A 16,905-nucleotide genomic window follows, 5' to 3' on the forward strand; every position below is an offset into this window, starting at 1 on the left:
ACCGTGACGTATCTCGCAGGTGCCGTGAACACCTCACAGCGAACCAAAGGGACAAGGCAGCACCGGCGTTGGGCTGCGGTCAGGCCGCTACCGGCTGCTTCGTCTCCTTCGGGGTGGTGGCCGCATCGGCTGCGGGGTTCGCGGTGGTGGTCTCCGGGGCCTGCTTGCGCATTCCCTTGAGGAGGACCACCAGGGCCGTGGTGGCGCAGACGCCGGCCGCGATGGCGACCAGGTACAGGAACGGGTTGCCGATCAGCGGGATCACGAAGACGCCGCCGTGCGGGGCGCGCAGCGTGGCGCCGAAGGCCATGGACAGGGCGCCGGTGAGCGCGCCGCCCACCATGGAGGACGGGATGACCCGCAGCGGGTCCGCCGCCGCGAACGGGATCGCGCCCTCGGAGATGAAGGAGGCGCCGAGGACCCAGGCGGCCTTGCCGTTCTCGCGCTCGGTCCGGGTGAACAGCTTGCCGCGCACGGTGGTGGCCAGGGCCATCGCCAGCGGCGGGACCATGCCGGCCGCCATCACCGCGGCCATGATCTTCATCGCGGAGTCGCCGGGGTCGGAGACCGCGATGCCGGCGGTGGCGAAGGTGTAGGCGACCTTGTTGATCGGCCCGCCGAGGTCGAAGCACATCATCAGGCCGAGCAGGGCGCCGAGCAGGATGGCGTTGGCGCCGGTAAGGCCGTTCAGCCAGTCGGTGAGGCCCTTCTGGGCGGTGGCGATGGGTTTGCCGATCACGACGAACATCAGGAAACCGACGATCGCCGCGGAGATCAGCGGGATCACCACCACCGGCATGATGCCGCGCAGGGCCGCCGGGATCCTCACCTTCTGGATGCCCATCACGACGCCACCGGCGATCAGACCGGCCGCCAGGCCGCCCAGGAAGCCCGCGTTGATGTCGAGGGCGATCGCGCCGCCCACGAAGCCGGGGACGAGGCCGGGCCGGTCGGCCATGCCGTAGGCGATGTAGCCGGCCAGGACCGGGACGAGGAACTTGAACGCCACGCCGCCGATCTGGAAGAGCAGGGCACCCCAGCTGCCGGTCTGGGTCCACACGAAGTGGTCCATGACCGACGGTGCCTTGTTGACCTCCCACCCGCCGATCGCGAAGCCGAGGGCGATCAGGAGACCGCCCGCGGCGACGAACGGGACCATGTAGCTCACACCGCTCATCAGCCACTTGCGGAGCTTGGTGCCGTAGCCCTCGGTGGAGTCGCCCGCGCGCTCGACCGGCGTGCCGCCCGACACGGCCGCCGGGGCGCTCGTCTCGCCGCGCGCCGCCTTGTCGCGCACCTCCCTGATGAGGTCGGTGGGGCGGTTGATGCCTGCCTTGACTCCGACGTCGACGGTCGGCTTGCCCGCGAAGCGGTCCTTGTCGCGTACGGGGACGTCGTGCGCGAAGATCACGCCGTCCGCCGCCGCGATCACCGCCGGGTCCAGCCGGGTGAAGCCGGCCGAGCCCTGCGTCTCGACGGCCAGCTCGACGCCCGCCTCGCGGCCCGCGTTCTCCAGGGATTCGGCCGCCATGTAGGTGTGGGCGATGCCGGTCGGACAGGAGGTGACGGCGACGATACGGAAGGGGCGCTCCGCGGAGTCCGCGCCGGAGCCCGCGCCGGAGCCCGCACTCTCAGGGGCCGCCGGCGCCGGGGCGGACGCGCCCGCTGGGGGCGCCGTACTGCCCGCCGCGGCGCCGGCGGAGGCCGCCACCGGCGCCGCGGCGGTGTCTGCGAAGACGCTCCCGGCACCCTGAGAAGTGCTCGAAGTGCCCTGCGTGCCCCCGTCGGCGCCCGCTCCCGCAGTCGCGCTCGCCGTGCTCCCCGTACTCGCCGCGCTCGCCGTGCCGGTCGCGCCCCCACCCGTTTCCCCGCCGGTGCTCGCGGCAGCGTCCTGCCTGCCCTCCCCCGACGGCACCTCGTCCCCTCGGATCAGTCCCGCAGCCGTCTCCAGGTCACCCACCGCCCGCAGCGCGGAGGTGAACTCGGCGTTCATCAGCTGGCGGGCCAGCGAGGAGAGGATCGTCAGGTGGGCGTCGTCGGCGCCGGCGGGGGCCGCGATCAGGAAGACCAGGTCGGCCGGGCCGTCCGGCGCGCCGAAGTCGATACCGGCGGCGCTGCGGCCGAAGGCGAGGGTCGGCTCGGTGACGTGGGCGCTGCGGCAGTGCGGGATGCCGATGCCACCGTCCAGGCCGGTCGGCATCTGGGCCTCGCGGGCGGCCACGTCGGCGAGGAAGCCCTCCAGGTCGGTCACCCGGCCCTGGGACGCCATGCGCTCGGCGAGGGCACGCGCCGCCGCTTCCTTGGTGTCGGCGGACAGGTCGAGGTCGACCAGGTCCGCGGTGATCATGTCGCTCATCGCGGGCTCCTATGCACGCGTATCGCCCGGGGGAGAAGAGTGGGCGGAAGGGGGGAGGGGAGTGCTGCGGGGGGGAAGCGGTGGGTGTGGGGGCCGTGGCGGGTAACGGGGAGCCTCGCCACGGCCGGTAAGGAGCGGCGGTCGTGCGGCATCGGATCAGGGCGTTCATGTCACCGGCTCCGTCAGTTCGCGCTCCAGCGGGATCTCGGCCGTGACGGTCACCGCGGCCGGGTCGAGGTCCGCCGGGGTCGGCATCACGCTGCCGGGGAGCTGAACGGCGGCGGCGCCGTGGGCGACGGCGGAGGCCAGGGCCTCCGGACCGCTGCCGCCGGCGATGAGGAAGCCGGCCAGGGAGGAGTCGCCGGCGCCCACGTTGCTGCGGACGCTGTGCACGCGCGCGCTGCCGAACCAGGCGCCGGTGTCCTCCACGAGGAGCTGGCCGTCGGCGCCCAGGCTCGCGAGCACGGCGCGCGCGCCCATCCCCCGCAGTTCCTCGGCCGCCTTGAGCGCGTCGCCCACGGTCGTCAGGGGGCGCCCGACGGCTTGCGCGAGCTCCTCGGCGTTGGGCTTCACCACGTCGGGCCCGGCGCGCAGCGCATCCAGGAGCGCAAGCCCCGAGGTGTCCAGGGCGATGCGCGCGCCGCCGGCGTGCGCCCGCGTGACGGCATCGGCGTACCACGAGGGCGCGAGCCCCCGGGGCAGGCTGCCACAGCACGCGATCCAGTCGGCGGCGCGCGACTGCGCGCGCACGCTCTCCAGGAGGAGTTCCTGCTCCGCCACCGACAGCTCGGGGCCCGGCGCGTTGATCTTCGTGAGCACCCCGTCGGACTCCGCGAGCGCGATGTTGGAGCGGGTGACTCCGGCGATCGGCACCGGCGCGACCTCGATGCCCTGCGCGTCGAGCAGCTCGGCGACGAGCGCCCCCGGCGCACCACCCAGGGGCAGGACGGCGACCGTGCGCCGTCCTGCGGCCGCGACGGCGCGCGAGACGTTCACCCCCTTGCCGCCGGGGTCCAGGCGCTCGGTCTCGGCGCGGATGACTTCGCCGCGCTCCAGGGAGAGGACCTCGTAGGTCCGGTCGAGGGACGGGTTGGGGGTGACGGTGAGGATCATGCGCGCACTACTTCCGTGCCGCCGCGTTCGATGGCGGCGGTGTCTTCGGGGCTCAACCCGCTGTCGGTGATCAGCAGGTCCACGTCGCTCGGGTCACCGAAGCGGGCGAAGTGCTCCTGGCCGTGCTTGGAGGAGTCGGCGAGGAGGACGACGCGGCGGGCGGCGGCGATCGCGGCCCGTTTGACCGCGGCCTCGGCGAGGTCGGGGGTGGTCAGACCGTGCTCGGCGGAGAAGCCGTTCGCCGCCACGAACAGCACATCCGCGCGGATCTCGGCGTAGGCGCGGAGCGCCCACGCGTCCACGGCGGCGCGCGTGCGGTGCCGCACACGCCCGCCGACCAGGTGGAGCTGGATGCCCGGGTGGTCGGCGAGACGGGCTGCGATGGGCAGGCTGTGTGTGACGACGGTGAGGGAGGCCTCCAGTGGGAGCGCCGCGGCGACCCGGGCCACCGTCGTACCGGCGTCGAGGATCAGCGTGCCCTCGGTCGGCAGTTCGGCGAGGGCGGCCTTGGCGATGCGGTCCTTCTCGTCGGCGGCGGTGGACTCGCGCTCGGCGAGGTCCGGCTCGAAGTCGAGGCGGCCGACCGGGATGGCTCCGCCGTGCACCCGGCGGACCAGGCCTGCGCGGTCGAGGGCTTTCAGATCGCGGCGGATCGTCTCCGCGGTGACCTGGAACTCCTCCGCCAGCGACAGCACGTCCACCCGGCCGCCGTCACGGGCGAGCCGGAGGATCTCCTGCTGTCGCTCCGGTGCGTACATGTCCGTTCGCCTCCGACTTATGCCCGAACGTGTGGTTTCACCGGCGAGACTACGCCTGGCCAACCCGAAAGTAAACAGGTTCGGGCTGAAATCGGGCATGAACGGGCTTCCGGTTCTGTCCGGACGGCACGGAGGCCCGGTACCTGATCGGTACCGGGTCCCTCGTCGTGCCTGGTCAGAATGTCGCGCCTGGTCGGGACCGCCGTCTGCGGTCAGGACACGAGTTCACGCTCCTTTTCCGCCACCGGCGCCTCCGCGTCGGCGGTCCCCTCCACATGCTGTGCGGGCCGCTTCGGCAGGGCGGACATCAGCAGGAAGATCACGCCCATGATCCCGGCGACCCACCACAGCGCGTGCTGGAAGGCATGCACGAAGGCCGGGCCGACCTGGGCGGAGGTCAGCCGGTCGCCGATCTCCCCGAAGAACACCGCCGACACGAGCCCGAGCCCGAGCGCGTTGCCCATCTGCTGCACCGTGTTGATCAGCCCCGACGCGGAACCGGCGTGCTCGCGCGGCACCTCCGAGAGCACCGCGTCGGTCAGCGGGGCGACGATCAGACCCATGCCGACGCCCATCACGACCAGCGGGAGGGCCATCTGCCAGGGGGCGATGGACAGGCCGTAGCGGTGGGCCTCCGCCAGGTAGAGCAGCACGCCCGCACCCATGAGCAGCGCGCCCGCCTGCAGCACCTTGCGGCCGAACCGCGGGACCAGCTTCTGCACCGACATCCCGGCCGCCGCCGACACCGCGAGGGAGAACGGCACACCGGTCAGGCCGGCCCGCAGCGGCCTCCAGCCGAGACCGATCTGCATGTACAGCGTCCAGATCAGGAAGAAGATGCCGAGCGCGACACCGAAGACGGTCTGTACGGCGATACCGGCGGCGAAACTCTTCACCCGGAACAGCGACAGTTCGATCAGCGGGGAGCCGTCCCGGGCCGCCTTGCGCCGCTCGTACGCCACCAGCGCCGCGAAGACCCCGAACGCGCCGGCCATCGACACGTGGCCCCACAGCGGCCAGTCCAGCTCGCGGCCGCGGGTGAGCGGATAGAGCAGCATCAGCAGGCCCAGCGAGACCAGGGCGACGCCGACGAGGTCCAGCTTGAGCGCCTTCGGGGCGCGGGACTCGGTGATGAAACGGCGGCCGAGCAACCAGGCGGCGATACCGACCGGCAGGTTGATGAGGAAGATGGGCCGCCATTCCAGCCCGAACAGGTTCCACTCCGTCAGCAGCGCGCCGAGCAGCGGCCCCGAGACCGCGCCCAGGCCGACGATCGCGCCGAACAGGCCGAAGACCTTGCCACGTTCGCGGGCGGGGAAGGTGGCGTGCACGATCGACAGCACCTGCGGCACCATCAGCGCCGCCATGCCGCCCTGCAGGATGCGCGAGGCGACCAGCATCTCCGCGTTCACGGCGAAGCCGCACAGGGCGGAGGCGAGCGTGAAGCCGCCGATGCCGATCAGGAACAGCCGCCTGCGGCCGTGGATGTCCCCGAGACGGCCACCGGTGATCAGGCCGGCGGCGAAGGCGAGGGCGTAACCGGCCGTTATCCACTGGATCTGGCTGACGGAGGCGTGAGCCGTCCGCCGGATCGACGGGATGGCGATGTTGACGATCGTGACGTCTACCAGGTCCATGAAGGCCGCGGTCATGACGATCGCCAGGGCGAACCAGCGGCGGCGGTCGGCCGGGGCGCCCTGGGAACCGCCGTCGCCTGCGGCGGGCCGAGCGGGGTGCGTCTGTTCCGTGGAGGTCATGCGTTCACGCTAGGACCCCATTAGGTCAGATCGCGTCCTATTTCTACGGCATCCTCGTACCCATGACGACGGACACCCCGGCCCGGCTCCTGCAGCTCCTCTCCCTCCTTCAGACCCCGCGCGAGTGGCCGGGCGGCGAACTGTCCGAACGGCTCGGGGTGTCCCGCCGTACCGTGCGGCGGGACATCGACCGGCTGCGGGAGCTGGGCTATCCGGTGCAGGCCACGAAGGGCGCGGACGGCGGGTACCGGCTGGTCGCCGGCAAGGCGATGCCGCCGCTGGTGCTGGACGACGAGGAGGCGGTCGCGATCGCGGTCGGACTGCGCGCCGGTGCCGGGCACGCTGTGGAGGGTGTGGACGAGGCGTCGGTACGGGCCCTGGCCAAGCTGGAGCAGGTGCTGCCGGCCCGGCTGCGGCACCGGGTGGCCACGCTGCAGGCCGCGACCACTCTGCTGACCAGCGGGGATGGGCCGAGCATCGCGCCGGAGACGCTGACCTTGATGGCCTCCACGGTGGCGGGACGGGAAAGGCTGCGGTTCGCCTACCGCGACAGGGACGGCAGCGAGTCACGGCGGCTGACCGAGCCGTACCGGCTGGTGTCGACCGGACGGCGGTGGTACCTGGTCGCCTATGACCTCGACCGCGCGGACTGGCGCACCTTCCGGGTTGACCGGGTGAGCGCGCCGTTCGCTACCGGAGTCCGTTTCGTGCCGAGGGAGTTGCCGGCGGGCAGCGCCGCCGAGTATCTGCGGCGCTCCATTCACCGGCGACAGGAGACGTACGCGTTCGAGGTGCGGTTCGCCGCGCCGGCGGAGCGGGTCTCCCCGCGGGTGCCGACGTGGGTGGGGGTACCCGAGGACGACGGGCGGGGCGGCTGTGTCCTGCGGGGCACCACCGGTGATCCCGTGGAGTGGCTGGCGGTGCGGCTGGTGATGGTGGGCTGCGAGTTCACGGTACGCGAGCCGGCGGAACTGGTGGCCTGCGTCCGGGAGTTGGGCGGTCGGTTGAGCCGGGCGGGAGACTGAACGCCCCCGGATCGCGGTTGAACCGGGCGGGCGACGGAACGCCGCCCCCTCCCCCGTGCGGGCGGTTGTGCCGGAGGGGAGGCTGAGCGCGTTCGGTCTCGCGACGCTGCGACGCCACCGCCGGCCGTACCGGGACGCCGCCACCGGCCACGACGCCATGCCCGCTGGGATCCGGCCTAGCCTTCCGCGCCCCGGCCGAAGCCCCGCAGTGCGCGCAGGCGGTGGGGGTGGCGCTCACCCCGGCAGGCCGCCGCTGTGGCAGAATCTGCCATCCGGCGGTCCACCCCGGGGTTCAGGTACGGGGTGGGCCGCCGTTCCCATGCGCCCACCGGCCGGCGGTCAACGGTCTGCCGTACGAAGAGGAGCCGGGCCCCGGCGCCTGGGGGGGTAGGCGCCGAAGCCCGGCTCCGGAAGGTCCCGGCGCCGGGGGGGATTGCGTCGGGACGTGGCTCACGTGGGGTCGGCCGGTGGTGCGATGTCACGTGGGGCGGCCATGGCGTCGGCCGATGGTGCGGTGTGGTGACTTATGGTGCCGGTGGTGTGTGCTGCGGTGAGATGGGGAGTGCGGTGAGTGCGTTTCCCGGGGCCCGCTCCTGGGCCCGGAAGGGTTGTTCCCCCGGGCCCGTGACTTGAAGCGACGGGACCGCGCCATGTTTGCGCTGTCTTTCGCCACCGGGCGTGCGCACCCGCGGACCCCGCACGCCCGACACCCCCGGCACTCCTTCTCCCGTGACGCCCTGGTCCCGTTACGCCGCCGCGTCGAAGCCGGTGTCGCGGGCCAGCTTCTTCAGTTCGAGGAGGGCGTGCTTCTCGATCTGGCGGATGCGCTCGCGGGTCAGGCCGTGCTCCTTGCCGACCTCGGTCAGGGTGCGCTCGCGGCCGTCCTCGATGCCGTACCGCATCTTGATGATGGAGGCCGTGCGCTGGTCCAGGCGGCCGATCAGGTCGTCCAGTTCCTCACTGCGGAGCAGGGTCAGAACGGACTGCTCGGGAGAGACCGCCGAGGTGTCCTCCAGCAGGTCGCCGAACTGGGTCTCGCCCTCGTCGTCCACCGACATGTTCAGGGAGACCGGGTCGCGGGCCCAGTCGAGGACGTCGATGACGCGCTCCGGCGTCGAACCCAGCTCGGTGGCGATCTCCGCGGGCTCCGGGTCGCGGCCGTTCTCGCGGTTGAACTCACGCTGCACACGGCGGATGCGGCCCAGCTCCTCCACCAGGTGGACGGGGAGCCGGATCGTGCGGGACTGGTCGGCGATGGAGCGGGTGATGGCCTGGCGGATCCACCAGGTGGCGTACGTCGAGAACTTGAAGCCCTTGCGGTAGTCGAACTTCTCGACGGCGCGCACCAGGCCGGCGTTGCCCTCCTGGATCAGGTCGAGCAGGGGCAGGCCGCTGCGCGGGTAGCGCCGGGCGACCGCGACGACCAGGCGCAGGTTGGAGCGGATGAAGACGTCCTTGGCCCGCTCGCCCTCGGCGACCAGCGCCTCCAGCTCCTCGCGGGTGGCGTCCGCCTTGCTCTCCTCGTACCCGTCGAGGACCTGCCGCGCGAACACACCCGCCTCGATGGTCTGTGACAGCTCGACTTCCTTTGCGGCGTCGAGCAGCGGCGTACGCGCGATCTCGTCGAGGTACATGCCGACCAGGTCGCGGTCGGCGATCTCGCCGCCATGGGCGCGAACACTGCTTGCCGAGTCGACCGTCTCGCCGGCGGCGGACTGACGACGGGCGACGGCGCGGGTTGCCATGCGTGCTCCCTTGCGATGGTGGGCTGACGGGTGGTCCTGATGAACGCTCGGCACTCCAGGGACTGTCTCCGGGACTCTCCTCGAGTGCCCTGCATCCGAGGGAAACAACGACTGGAATCCGGACAGAATTCCCAACCGACCCCTCAAATTTTCTGATCATGCAGTACCCTGCTTCGCCACACCGGGAGGCAGGATGGCGTCGGCGCATACAGAGGTGCAGGTCAGGCTCGGAGTCGAGGACGATCTGGCACCTCTCACGATCCTCTACAACCACTACGTACGTGAGACGCCCATCACATTCGACACGGTGGCCTTCACTGCGGAAGAGCGCCGCCCTTGGCTGCTCTCCCACCCGGAAGACGGCCCGTACCGGCTGATGGTTGCCACGGACGCGCGGTCACAGGAGATTCTGGGATACGCCACATCCAGCCCTTACCGGCCGAAGCCCGCGTACGTCACCTCCGTGGAGACCTCGGTGTACGTCGCCCCGGACGCGGGCGGGCGGGGGATCGGCAGCCTGCTCTACGACGCCCTCTTCGAGGCGCTGGCGGACGAGGACGTGCACCGCGCCTACGCGGGGATCGCCCAGCCCAACGAGGCCTCCGAGCGGCTGCACGCCCGCTTCGGCTTCCGGCACGTCGGCACCTACCGCGAGGTGGGCCGCAAGTTCGGCCGTTACTGGGACGTGGCCTGGTACGAGAAGGAGCTGCGCTAGCCCCCAGGCGGATCCAGCCCTCAGCCGAACTGCACCGAGCGCTTCGCCATTCCCATCCAGAACCCGTCGATCACCGACTTCTGCGCGGCCGGACCGCCGCCCGCCTCCGCCGCGCCCATCGTGACGAAGAGCGGGGCGAAGTGTTCGGTGCGCGGGTGGGCGTAGCGGCCGGCCGGGGCCTTGTTCAGGAAGTCGAGCAGGGCGTCCCAGTCGCGGGCCTCCAGGGCCCGCCTGCCCCAGTCGTCGAACTCGGAGGACCAGCTGGGCACGCCGCTGCCGGCGTACCGGAGCGCGGCGAGGTTGTGGGTGAAGAAGCCGGAGCCGACGATCAGCACGCCCTCGTCGCGCAGGGGGGCGAGCCTGCGGCCGATGTCCATCAGGCGGACCGGGTCGAGGGTGGGCATGGAGATCTGCAGGACGGGGATGTCGGCGGCCGGGAACATCTCGACGAGGGGGACGTAGGCGCCATGGTCGAGACCGCGGTCGGGGATGTCCTGGACGGGGACGCCGGGGGCGCGCAGCAGTTTGCGGACCGAGTCGGCTAGCTCGGGGGCGCCGGGGGCGGCGTACCGGACCCGGTAGTAGTGCTCGGGGAAGCCCCAGAAGTCGTAGACGAGCGGGACGGTCTCCACCGCCCCGAGGGCGAGCGGGGCCTCCTCCCAGTGGGCGGAGACCATCAGGATGGCCCTGGGGCGGGGCAGGCCGGCGGACCAGGCGGCGAGCTGGCCGGGCCAGACCGGGTCGTCGGCGAGCGGCGGGGCGCCGTGACTGAGGTACAGCGCGGGCATGCGCTCCCGCGTGGCGCCCTGAGTGACGCCCTGGGCAGTGGCGGACATGGTCGCGGCTCCCGATTCTCCAGATGCTTTAAGTCTCAAGCTCTTCTCGTGAGCGTACGCCTGACTTGTTCAAGTTTCAAGAAGATACCTCGTACAGTGGGACGCATGAACACGGCACCGGACTCCCCCTCGGGGCACCGCTGGCTCACCGACCAGGAACAGCGCGTCTGGCGCGCCTATCGGCACGCCACCACCCTGCTGGAGGACCACCTCGACCGGCAGCTGCAGCGCGACGCGGGCATGCCGCACATCTACTACGGCCTCCTCGTCGGCCTCGCCGAGGCACCGCGCCGCCGGCTGCGGATGACCGAGCTGGCGATGCAGGCGAAGATCACCCGCTCCCGGCTCTCCCACGCGATCGGCCGGCTGGAGAAGAACGGCTGGGTGCGCCGCGAGGACTGCCCCTCCGACAAGCGCGGCCAGTTCGCGGTGCTCACCGACGAGGGCGTGGAGGTGCTGCGGCGCACCGCGCCCGGCCATGTGACCGCCGTACGGCAGGCGCTCTTCGACCGGCTCGCCCCGGAACAGCAGAAGGCCCTCGGCGAGATCATGGAGATCGTCGCCGAGGGCCTCCAGCCCAACGAAGCGGGTGCGGACCTGCCCTGGCTCCGCTAACGGCTCATGGTCAGTGGGCCACCACCGGCACCGGCACCTCGTCCTCGACGCCCTCGCCGGAGGCCATCGGGGTGGTGCCCGGACGGCCGGCGTTGACGAAGGTGAAGGCGATCAGTGCGGCGAGACCCAGGATGCCGACGGCGAACCAGATGGCCGCGCTGTAGCCGTGGACCATGCCCTCGAGCTTCACCAGTTCCTGCTGCGGCTTGCCGGCGGCGCCGGCGATGTGGCCCTTGACGTACGAGGTGGTCGCGGACGCGGCGATCGTGTTCAGCAGGGCGGTGCCGATCGCGCCGCCCACCTGCTGCGAGGTGTTGACCATCGCGGAGGCGACACCGGCGTCCCGGGGCTCGACGCCCTGGGTGGCCAGGGACATGGCCGGCATGAACGCCGTACCCATGCCGAGGCCGAGCAGCACCATCGCGGGCAGCAGCAGGGTGCCGTACGCGGAGTCGATCTCCAGCTGGGTCAGCAGCAGCATGCCGAGACCGGCGACGAGGAAGCCGGGGCCCATCAGCAGGCGGGCCGGGACGCGGGTCATCAGCCGGGTGCCGATCTGGGTGGAACCGGTGATCATGCCCACCACCATCGGCAGGAACGCGAAGCCGGTCTTGACCGGCGAATAGCCCTTCACGACCTGCAGGTAGTAGGTCAGGAAGAGGAACAGGCCGAACATGCCGATGATCGCGAGGCCGAGGGAGAGGTAGATACCGCCGCGGTTGCGGTCGGTCACCACGCGCAGCGGCAGCAGCGGGGCCTTGACCCGGGACTCGACGACCACGAACGCGAGCAGCAGCACCACGGACGCGACGAACATCGCCACGGTCACGGCGTCGCCCCAGCCGTCGGACTCGGCGCGGGTGAAGCCGTAGACGAGGGCCACCAGGCCGAGGGTGGACAGGATCACGCCGGGGATGTCGAGCGGGGAGCGGTTGCGGCCGCCCTCCGGCTCACGGATGACGAAGTAGGCGCCGGCCGCGGCGACGACGGCGAACGGGACGTTCACGAAGAAGGTCCAGCGCCAGTCCAGGTACTCGGTGAGGAAGCCGCCGAGGATCAGACCGACGGCACCGCCACCACCGGCGATCGCACCGTAGATGCCGAATGCCTTGGCCCGCTCCTTGGCGTCGGTGAACATCACGGCCAGCAGGGACAGCGCGGCCGGGGCGAGCAGGGCACCGAAGGCACCCTGCAGGGCACGGGCGCCGAACATCATCGCGCCGGTGGTGGCGGCACCGCCGAGCGCGGAGGCGGCGGCGAAACCGGCGAGGCCCAGGACGAAGGCGCGCTTGCGGCCCCACAGGTCGGCGATGCGGCCGCCGAAGAGCAGCAGACCACCGAAGGCGAGGGCGTAGGCGGTGACGACCCATTGCCGGTTGCCGTCGGATATGCCGAGGTCCGTCTGCGCGGAGGGCAGGGCGATGTTCACGATGGTGGCGTCGAGGACGACCATCAGCTGGGCGAGCGCGATGAAGACGAGCGCTTTCCAGCGGTTGGCGTCGCCGGCCGGTACGGCGGCGAGGGGAGCCTTGAGGGCTGTTTCGGACATGGGGTAACCCACTTCGGGACTTCGTGACGGAAAAATGACGAGAAAACAGAGTCTGAAGGGAAAGGAGTAAGGGGTGGCGGCCGAAAACGCTGCCGTGTCGTGGGTGGACTGCGGTCGGGGCCCGGACTCATCGGTCAGCACGCCGCTCGGCCGAAGGGCCTGGTCGGTGGTCGGAGCGACTGATCTGTCAGGGCGATCGATCGGTCGGGGTGACTGATCGGTCGGGGTGACTGATCGGACGGCGGGAGTGTCGGGCCGGAGGGCCCGATCGGTCCAGGCACCTGATCAGCAGTCGGGGCGGTCGGTAGGGGCGGTCGGTCGGTCCGGGCGGCCGATCGGCTTGGGGCACGCGGCCGGTCGCTGGTTGATCACTGGGTGGTCACTGCTTGATCGCTGGTTGGTCGCTGGTCGCTCAGGACGTGCGCAGCTCCTCGATCGTGACGGCCGTGCCCGGCAGGGCGGAGCGGGCGGGGGCCCGCAGGCCGTCGAGGAACAGCTGAAGGTGACGGTGGACGAAGCGGTCACCGCGGACGCAGTCCGTGCCGGCCGGGGGCCTGCTCAGCTGGGCCACGACGATCAGCAGGTCACCGACGCCGACATCGGGCCGGAGCTGCCCGGCCGCCTTCGCCCGGCCCATGACGTCCTCGACGAGCTGCTCGACGCGCTCCCGAGAGGCTTCCAGGTCCGGATGGTGCTGGTCGAAGCTGCCGGACATCATCGGGCACAGCGCACTGATCCGCTCGTCGGCGGCGGCGTGCACGAAGCGCTCCAGGGCTGCGAAGGCGTCCCCGGTCTCGGCGAGGGCCGCTTCGGCCGCCTCGGCCGTCCGGTCCATGACGGAGCAGACGACCTCGCGGACGAGGGCCTCGCGGTCGGGGAAGTTGCGGTACACCGTGGCGTTGCCCACGGCCGCACGGCGGGCGATCTCGTCGAGCGGCACGTCCGGGCCGTGCTCGACGAACATCTCCCGGGCGGCGGTGACGATCCGCTCCCGGTTGCGCACGGCGTCGGCACGGGGCCGGGCCACCTTGCGTGGTGCGGGGGAGGTCGCGGTCGGCACGGCGTACTCCTCGAGTCGTTGGTGGCGATCCGGGGAAGCACTCCCCGTTTCACTCGGACACAGGGCTAAACGGGGAGATGGTCCCCGGTTATTTCCCACTACCGGAAAGAAGCGCTGTGACCTGAGACACACTCACCATCCGCCGGGATTCACCCTCTTGCGGACCGGCATTCCCACGATCGGTCTCCTCCAGCGCGCGCCCGCCACCCTGCCGCCACAGGGTGATCGCAAGGGTGCAGCCGGAGATCGGCGGCTGCCGTGGAGCGAGAGGTCCATGCATGCAGCCGCAGTCGCCCCGCCGCCGCATACGCACGCGCCGCGTGGCCGCCCTCGCCGTGGTGACCGCGCTGACCCTCGCGGTCAGCACCTCGGCCGGGACCGGACATCTGTCGGCGCCCACCACCGCCGGGCCCGTCAACCGGGTCCGCTCCTCCACCCTCTCCCCCTGCCTGATCCATGGCGGCCTGGACGTGCAGATGACCGAGGGCGTCCCCACCCCCCGCGGCTACTCCCGCTCCACGGGCACGGTCCACGCCCTGACCCTGATGGTCGACTTCTCCGACGCGCCCGGCAAGGGCAGCGCCATGGACCGCTTCGGCGAGTTCTTCCCACAGACCCAGGAGTGGTTCCGCAACGCGTCGTACGGCCGGCTCGACTACCGGCCCGAGACACCCGTCACCACCTGGTTGCGGATGCCGAAGACCTTCAAGGCGTACGGCATAGAGCGCGGCGCACCCTTCGACCCCGGTTACCGGCAACTGGTGCAGGACATCGTGGCCGCGGCCGACCCCACGGTGGACTTCCGCTCGTACGACCTGCTGAACGTGCTGGTCTCCCCGAACGCCGGGCCGTCCGCCCTGGACACGGTGCTGTCCGTGACCTTCGCCGGGAACGAGGACGCCCCGATCGCCGACGGCGTGCCCGTCGCCAACGCCTCCTTCGTCTACTCCCGCCAGGACGACGGCTCCGGCTCCTACGCCCGCACCGGCTACCGCGTGCTGCCGCACGAGAACGGCCACACCTTCGGCCTGCCCGACCTGTACACACAGGAGGGCGGGGGCGCCGTCGGGCACTGGGACATCATGAGCGAGGACTGGGGCGCCAACAACGATCTGCTCGGCTGGCACAAGTGGAAGCTGGGCTGGCTGGACAGCGGCCAGGTCGGCTGCGCGGTGACGCCGGGCAGCGCGGAGTACATACTGACGCCCCTGTACAAGTCGGGCGGCGGGAAGCTGATCCTCGTGCCCATCGACGCGCGGAGCTCCTACGCGCTGGAGCTGCGCACGCAGGGCGGCAACGACGAGACGGTGTGCCGGCCGGGCATCCTGATCTACAAGATCGACGCCACGGTCGACACCGGACGCGGTCCGGTCACGGTCTACGACAGCCACCGGGGCAGCGGCGGCTGCACCCGCAGCCCCAACGTCCACGCGGAACTCTCCGACGCCCCCTTCTCCCCCGGCGAGACCTTCAAGGATCCCCGCCATGCCATCGCGGTCCGGGTGACGGGGACGGACGGGGAGGGGAACTACCGGGTGCGGGTGACGCGGGCGTAGCCGTACCGGGAATCGTCGGGTGCGGGTGATGCGGGGCTGGTCCTACCCGGAACCATCCGGTGAAGGTGAAGCGGGGGCGGCCGTACCGCGGGAACCATCGGGTGCAGGTGATGCGGGGGGAACCGTACCGGTGGAGCCGGCGGCCTCCGGCCGAGGTGCACGGAGGCGGTGCCGGCCCGGGTGTGCGGAGGGTGTGCAGGCCCGGGTTCACGGAGGAGGCGTCGGCCGGGTCTCCCGGCGGGCGGGGCCGGGGATTGCCGAACGGGGTGCCGGCCGGGGTCCACCGCAGTCGTGCCGGTACGGCGTACCGGAGAGACGATGCCCGCGAAGACCGCCCAGCATCCCGGCGACCGTGCCGAGGCCGGGCAGCCACCGGCCGAAACGGTCGAGCCGCGTGCCGAGACGGCCGGCCCCATCGGACCGGTCGGCGGCATCGGACCGACCGTGCACATCACCGTGGGCGCCCGGCTGCCGGCCGCCGCGACCCCACTCGGCCGCGTCCTGCCGGCCGACACCGCCGAACCACCGTCCCCGGCGCTCGCCGAGGTCCGTACCCAGGGGTACGGGCTCGTCGACGCGGGGCAGGTGTCCGGGCCGCGGTCGATCGCCGTACCGGTACGGGTCGCCGCGGTGAACCTGGCCACCGTGGAGGACTGCGTGCACCACCCGCTCCCCGGACCACGGGCGAGCGCCGACCGCATCCAGGACGACCTGCGCACCGCGTCCCTCTTCACACCCATACCGCTCCTGTGACAGACCCGCACCGGATCGCTCGCCGGCGGCGTACGGCGGCACGCTGTCACCCTTGCGCCGGGAACCGGGGCCAGAGGCCAGGCCGGAGCCTGGCCCCCGGCCGGCGGTGCGGCCGTCAGTGGCAGGCGTCCCCGCTCTCGCTGTCGTAAGCCGCCTTGATCACCTCGCTGATGGTCCGGACCGGCTCCGGCCGGAACACGCCGGTGTGGTCGGACGCCACGGGGTGACGGACCACCTCTCCACCGATGTACGGGGCCCAGGCTCGGGCCTTGTCGATGCCCTGCATCGCATTCTCGGTGGCGTCGAAGAGCACCGCGTCTCCGTCGAAGACACCCGGTTCGAACTCGGTGATCAGGCGGACGTGGTTGAGGTAGACGTCGACGAGACGCTTCTCGACCGCGGGCTCGAAGTGGGCCCCGCCACCGGTCTCCTGCCGTACCGCCCGCGCCGCCTCCTCCCGTGTCGGCCGCCACCTGGCTTCCGTGGCCTGCTCCGGGGGCAGCGGTACGACGTCCAGCAGACCGAGGAAGGACACTTCCTCGCCCTGCTGCCGCAGCCGCACGGCCATGGCATGCGCGACGAGACCGCCGAAGGACCAGCCGAGCAGGTGATACGGACCGCTGCCCTGCACGGAGCGGATCCGGGTGATGTACTCCTCGACCATCTCCTCGAGCGTGGCGGCCGGCTCTCCGTGGTCGCCGACGCCGCGCGCCTGCAGCCCGTACACGGGGTGGTCGACGCCGAGCTCCCTGCTCAGCGCGTAGTAGGACCAGCTCAGACCGCCGGACGGGTGAATGCAGAAGATCGGAGCGCGGGTACCGCTGGTACGGATCGGGAACAGCGTGCTGAAGTCGTCAGACCCCGAGGTGGTGTCGATCACCTCGGCGAGCGCCGCCGGACTCGGCGAGCGGAAAAGATCCTGGACCGCGATCCCGACGTTCAGGGTTTGCTGGAGGCGGCGCAGCAGCATCGTGGCGAGGAGGGAGTGGCCGCCGAGGTCGAAGAAGCTGTCGTCGACACCGACCCGTTCCACACCGAGGATCTCGGCGAACAGACCGCACAGGATC

General features: G+C 71.6%; 14 protein-coding genes. 5 read left to right on the forward strand and 9 right to left on the reverse strand.

Annotation, left to right across the window (positions count from 1 at the left end; genetic code table 11):
- Window positions 1-79 precede the first annotated feature (79 nt).
- The 4 genes from ABZ079_RS03050 to ABZ079_RS03065 form a co-directional block, all read right to left on the reverse strand.
- Window positions 80-2,356, reverse strand: coding sequence for a fructose-specific PTS transporter subunit EIIC (locus tag ABZ079_RS03050; RefSeq protein WP_356937614.1), 2,277 nt, complete (start codon window positions 2,354-2,356; stop codon window positions 80-82).
- Between the two features lie 165 nt (window positions 2,357-2,521).
- On the reverse strand, window positions 2,522-3,469 hold the full coding sequence (gene pfkB / locus ABZ079_RS03055; RefSeq protein ID WP_356937615.1) for a 1-phosphofructokinase: 948 nt from the start codon (window positions 3,467-3,469) through the stop codon (window positions 2,522-2,524).
- Complete coding sequence (locus ABZ079_RS03060; RefSeq protein ID WP_356937616.1) at window positions 3,466-4,227, reverse strand: DeoR/GlpR family DNA-binding transcription regulator; 762 nt, start codon at window positions 4,225-4,227, stop codon at window positions 3,466-3,468. The genes pfkB and ABZ079_RS03060 overlap by 4 nt, the downstream gene beginning before the upstream one ends.
- Window positions 4,228-4,439: 212 nt before the next feature.
- Window positions 4,440-5,879: an MFS transporter gene (locus tag ABZ079_RS03065; RefSeq protein WP_356937660.1), complete on the reverse strand. Its 1,440-nt coding sequence runs from the start codon at window positions 5,877-5,879 to the stop codon at window positions 4,440-4,442.
- Between the two features lie 167 nt (window positions 5,880-6,046).
- On the opposite strand from ABZ079_RS03065, the gene ABZ079_RS03070 reads away from it, so the two are divergent.
- Window positions 6,047-7,009 (forward strand): YafY family protein, encoded by a 963-nt coding sequence (locus ABZ079_RS03070; RefSeq protein ID WP_356937617.1) that lies wholly within the window; start codon window positions 6,047-6,049, stop codon window positions 7,007-7,009.
- Window positions 7,010-7,755: 746 nt separating this feature from the next.
- Here the strand turns inward: ABZ079_RS03070 and ABZ079_RS03075 are convergent.
- A complete protein-coding gene (locus ABZ079_RS03075) occupies window positions 7,756-8,754 on the reverse strand; it encodes a sigma-70 family RNA polymerase sigma factor (RefSeq protein ID WP_356937618.1) in 999 nt (332 codons plus the stop codon).
- 193 nt (window positions 8,755-8,947) lie between these two features.
- Here ABZ079_RS03075 and ABZ079_RS03080 point away from each other — a divergent pair, with 193 nt between their 5' ends.
- Complete coding sequence (locus ABZ079_RS03080) at window positions 8,948-9,469, forward strand: N-acetyltransferase family protein (protein ID WP_356937619.1); 522 nt, start codon at window positions 8,948-8,950, stop codon at window positions 9,467-9,469.
- Between the two features lie 20 nt (window positions 9,470-9,489).
- Here the strand turns inward: ABZ079_RS03080 and ABZ079_RS03085 are convergent, their stop codons facing one another.
- Entirely contained in the window at window positions 9,490-10,305 is an 816-nt protein-coding gene (locus ABZ079_RS03085; RefSeq protein WP_356937620.1) for a class III extradiol ring-cleavage dioxygenase, read from the reverse strand.
- Window positions 10,306-10,410: 105 nt separating this feature from the next.
- Between ABZ079_RS03085 and ABZ079_RS03090 the strand changes: the two genes are divergently transcribed.
- Entirely contained in the window at window positions 10,411-10,920 is a 510-nt protein-coding gene (locus tag ABZ079_RS03090; protein WP_356937621.1) for a MarR family transcriptional regulator, read from the forward strand.
- A gap of 10 nt (window positions 10,921-10,930) precedes the next feature.
- Here ABZ079_RS03090 and ABZ079_RS03095 read toward each other — a convergent pair whose 3' ends face one another.
- Window positions 10,931-12,469 (reverse strand): MFS transporter, encoded by a 1,539-nt coding sequence (locus ABZ079_RS03095; protein ID WP_356937622.1) that lies wholly within the window; start codon window positions 12,467-12,469, stop codon window positions 10,931-10,933.
- Between the two features lie 412 nt (window positions 12,470-12,881).
- Entirely contained in the window at window positions 12,882-13,529 is a 648-nt protein-coding gene (locus tag ABZ079_RS03100; RefSeq protein WP_356937623.1) for a helix-turn-helix domain-containing protein, read from the reverse strand.
- A gap of 278 nt (window positions 13,530-13,807) precedes the next feature.
- On the opposite strand from ABZ079_RS03100, the gene ABZ079_RS03105 reads away from it, so the two are divergent.
- Window positions 13,808-15,085, forward strand: coding sequence for a M6 family metalloprotease domain-containing protein (locus tag ABZ079_RS03105; protein ID WP_356937624.1), 1,278 nt, complete (start codon window positions 13,808-13,810; stop codon window positions 15,083-15,085).
- A gap of 318 nt (window positions 15,086-15,403) precedes the next feature.
- Window positions 15,404-15,838, forward strand: a complete 435-nt coding sequence (locus tag ABZ079_RS03110; RefSeq protein WP_356937625.1) for a hypothetical protein — start codon at window positions 15,404-15,406, stop codon at window positions 15,836-15,838.
- Window positions 15,839-15,953: 115 nt separating this feature from the next.
- Here the strand turns inward: ABZ079_RS03110 and ABZ079_RS03115 are convergent.
- The coding region (locus ABZ079_RS03115; protein WP_356937626.1) for an alpha/beta fold hydrolase at window positions 15,954-16,905 on the reverse strand (952 nt) is incomplete at its 5' end.

This window comes from Streptomyces sp. NPDC006314, assembly GCF_040613075.1.
Taxonomy (GTDB): Bacteria; Actinomycetota; Actinomycetes; order Streptomycetales; family Streptomycetaceae; genus Streptomyces.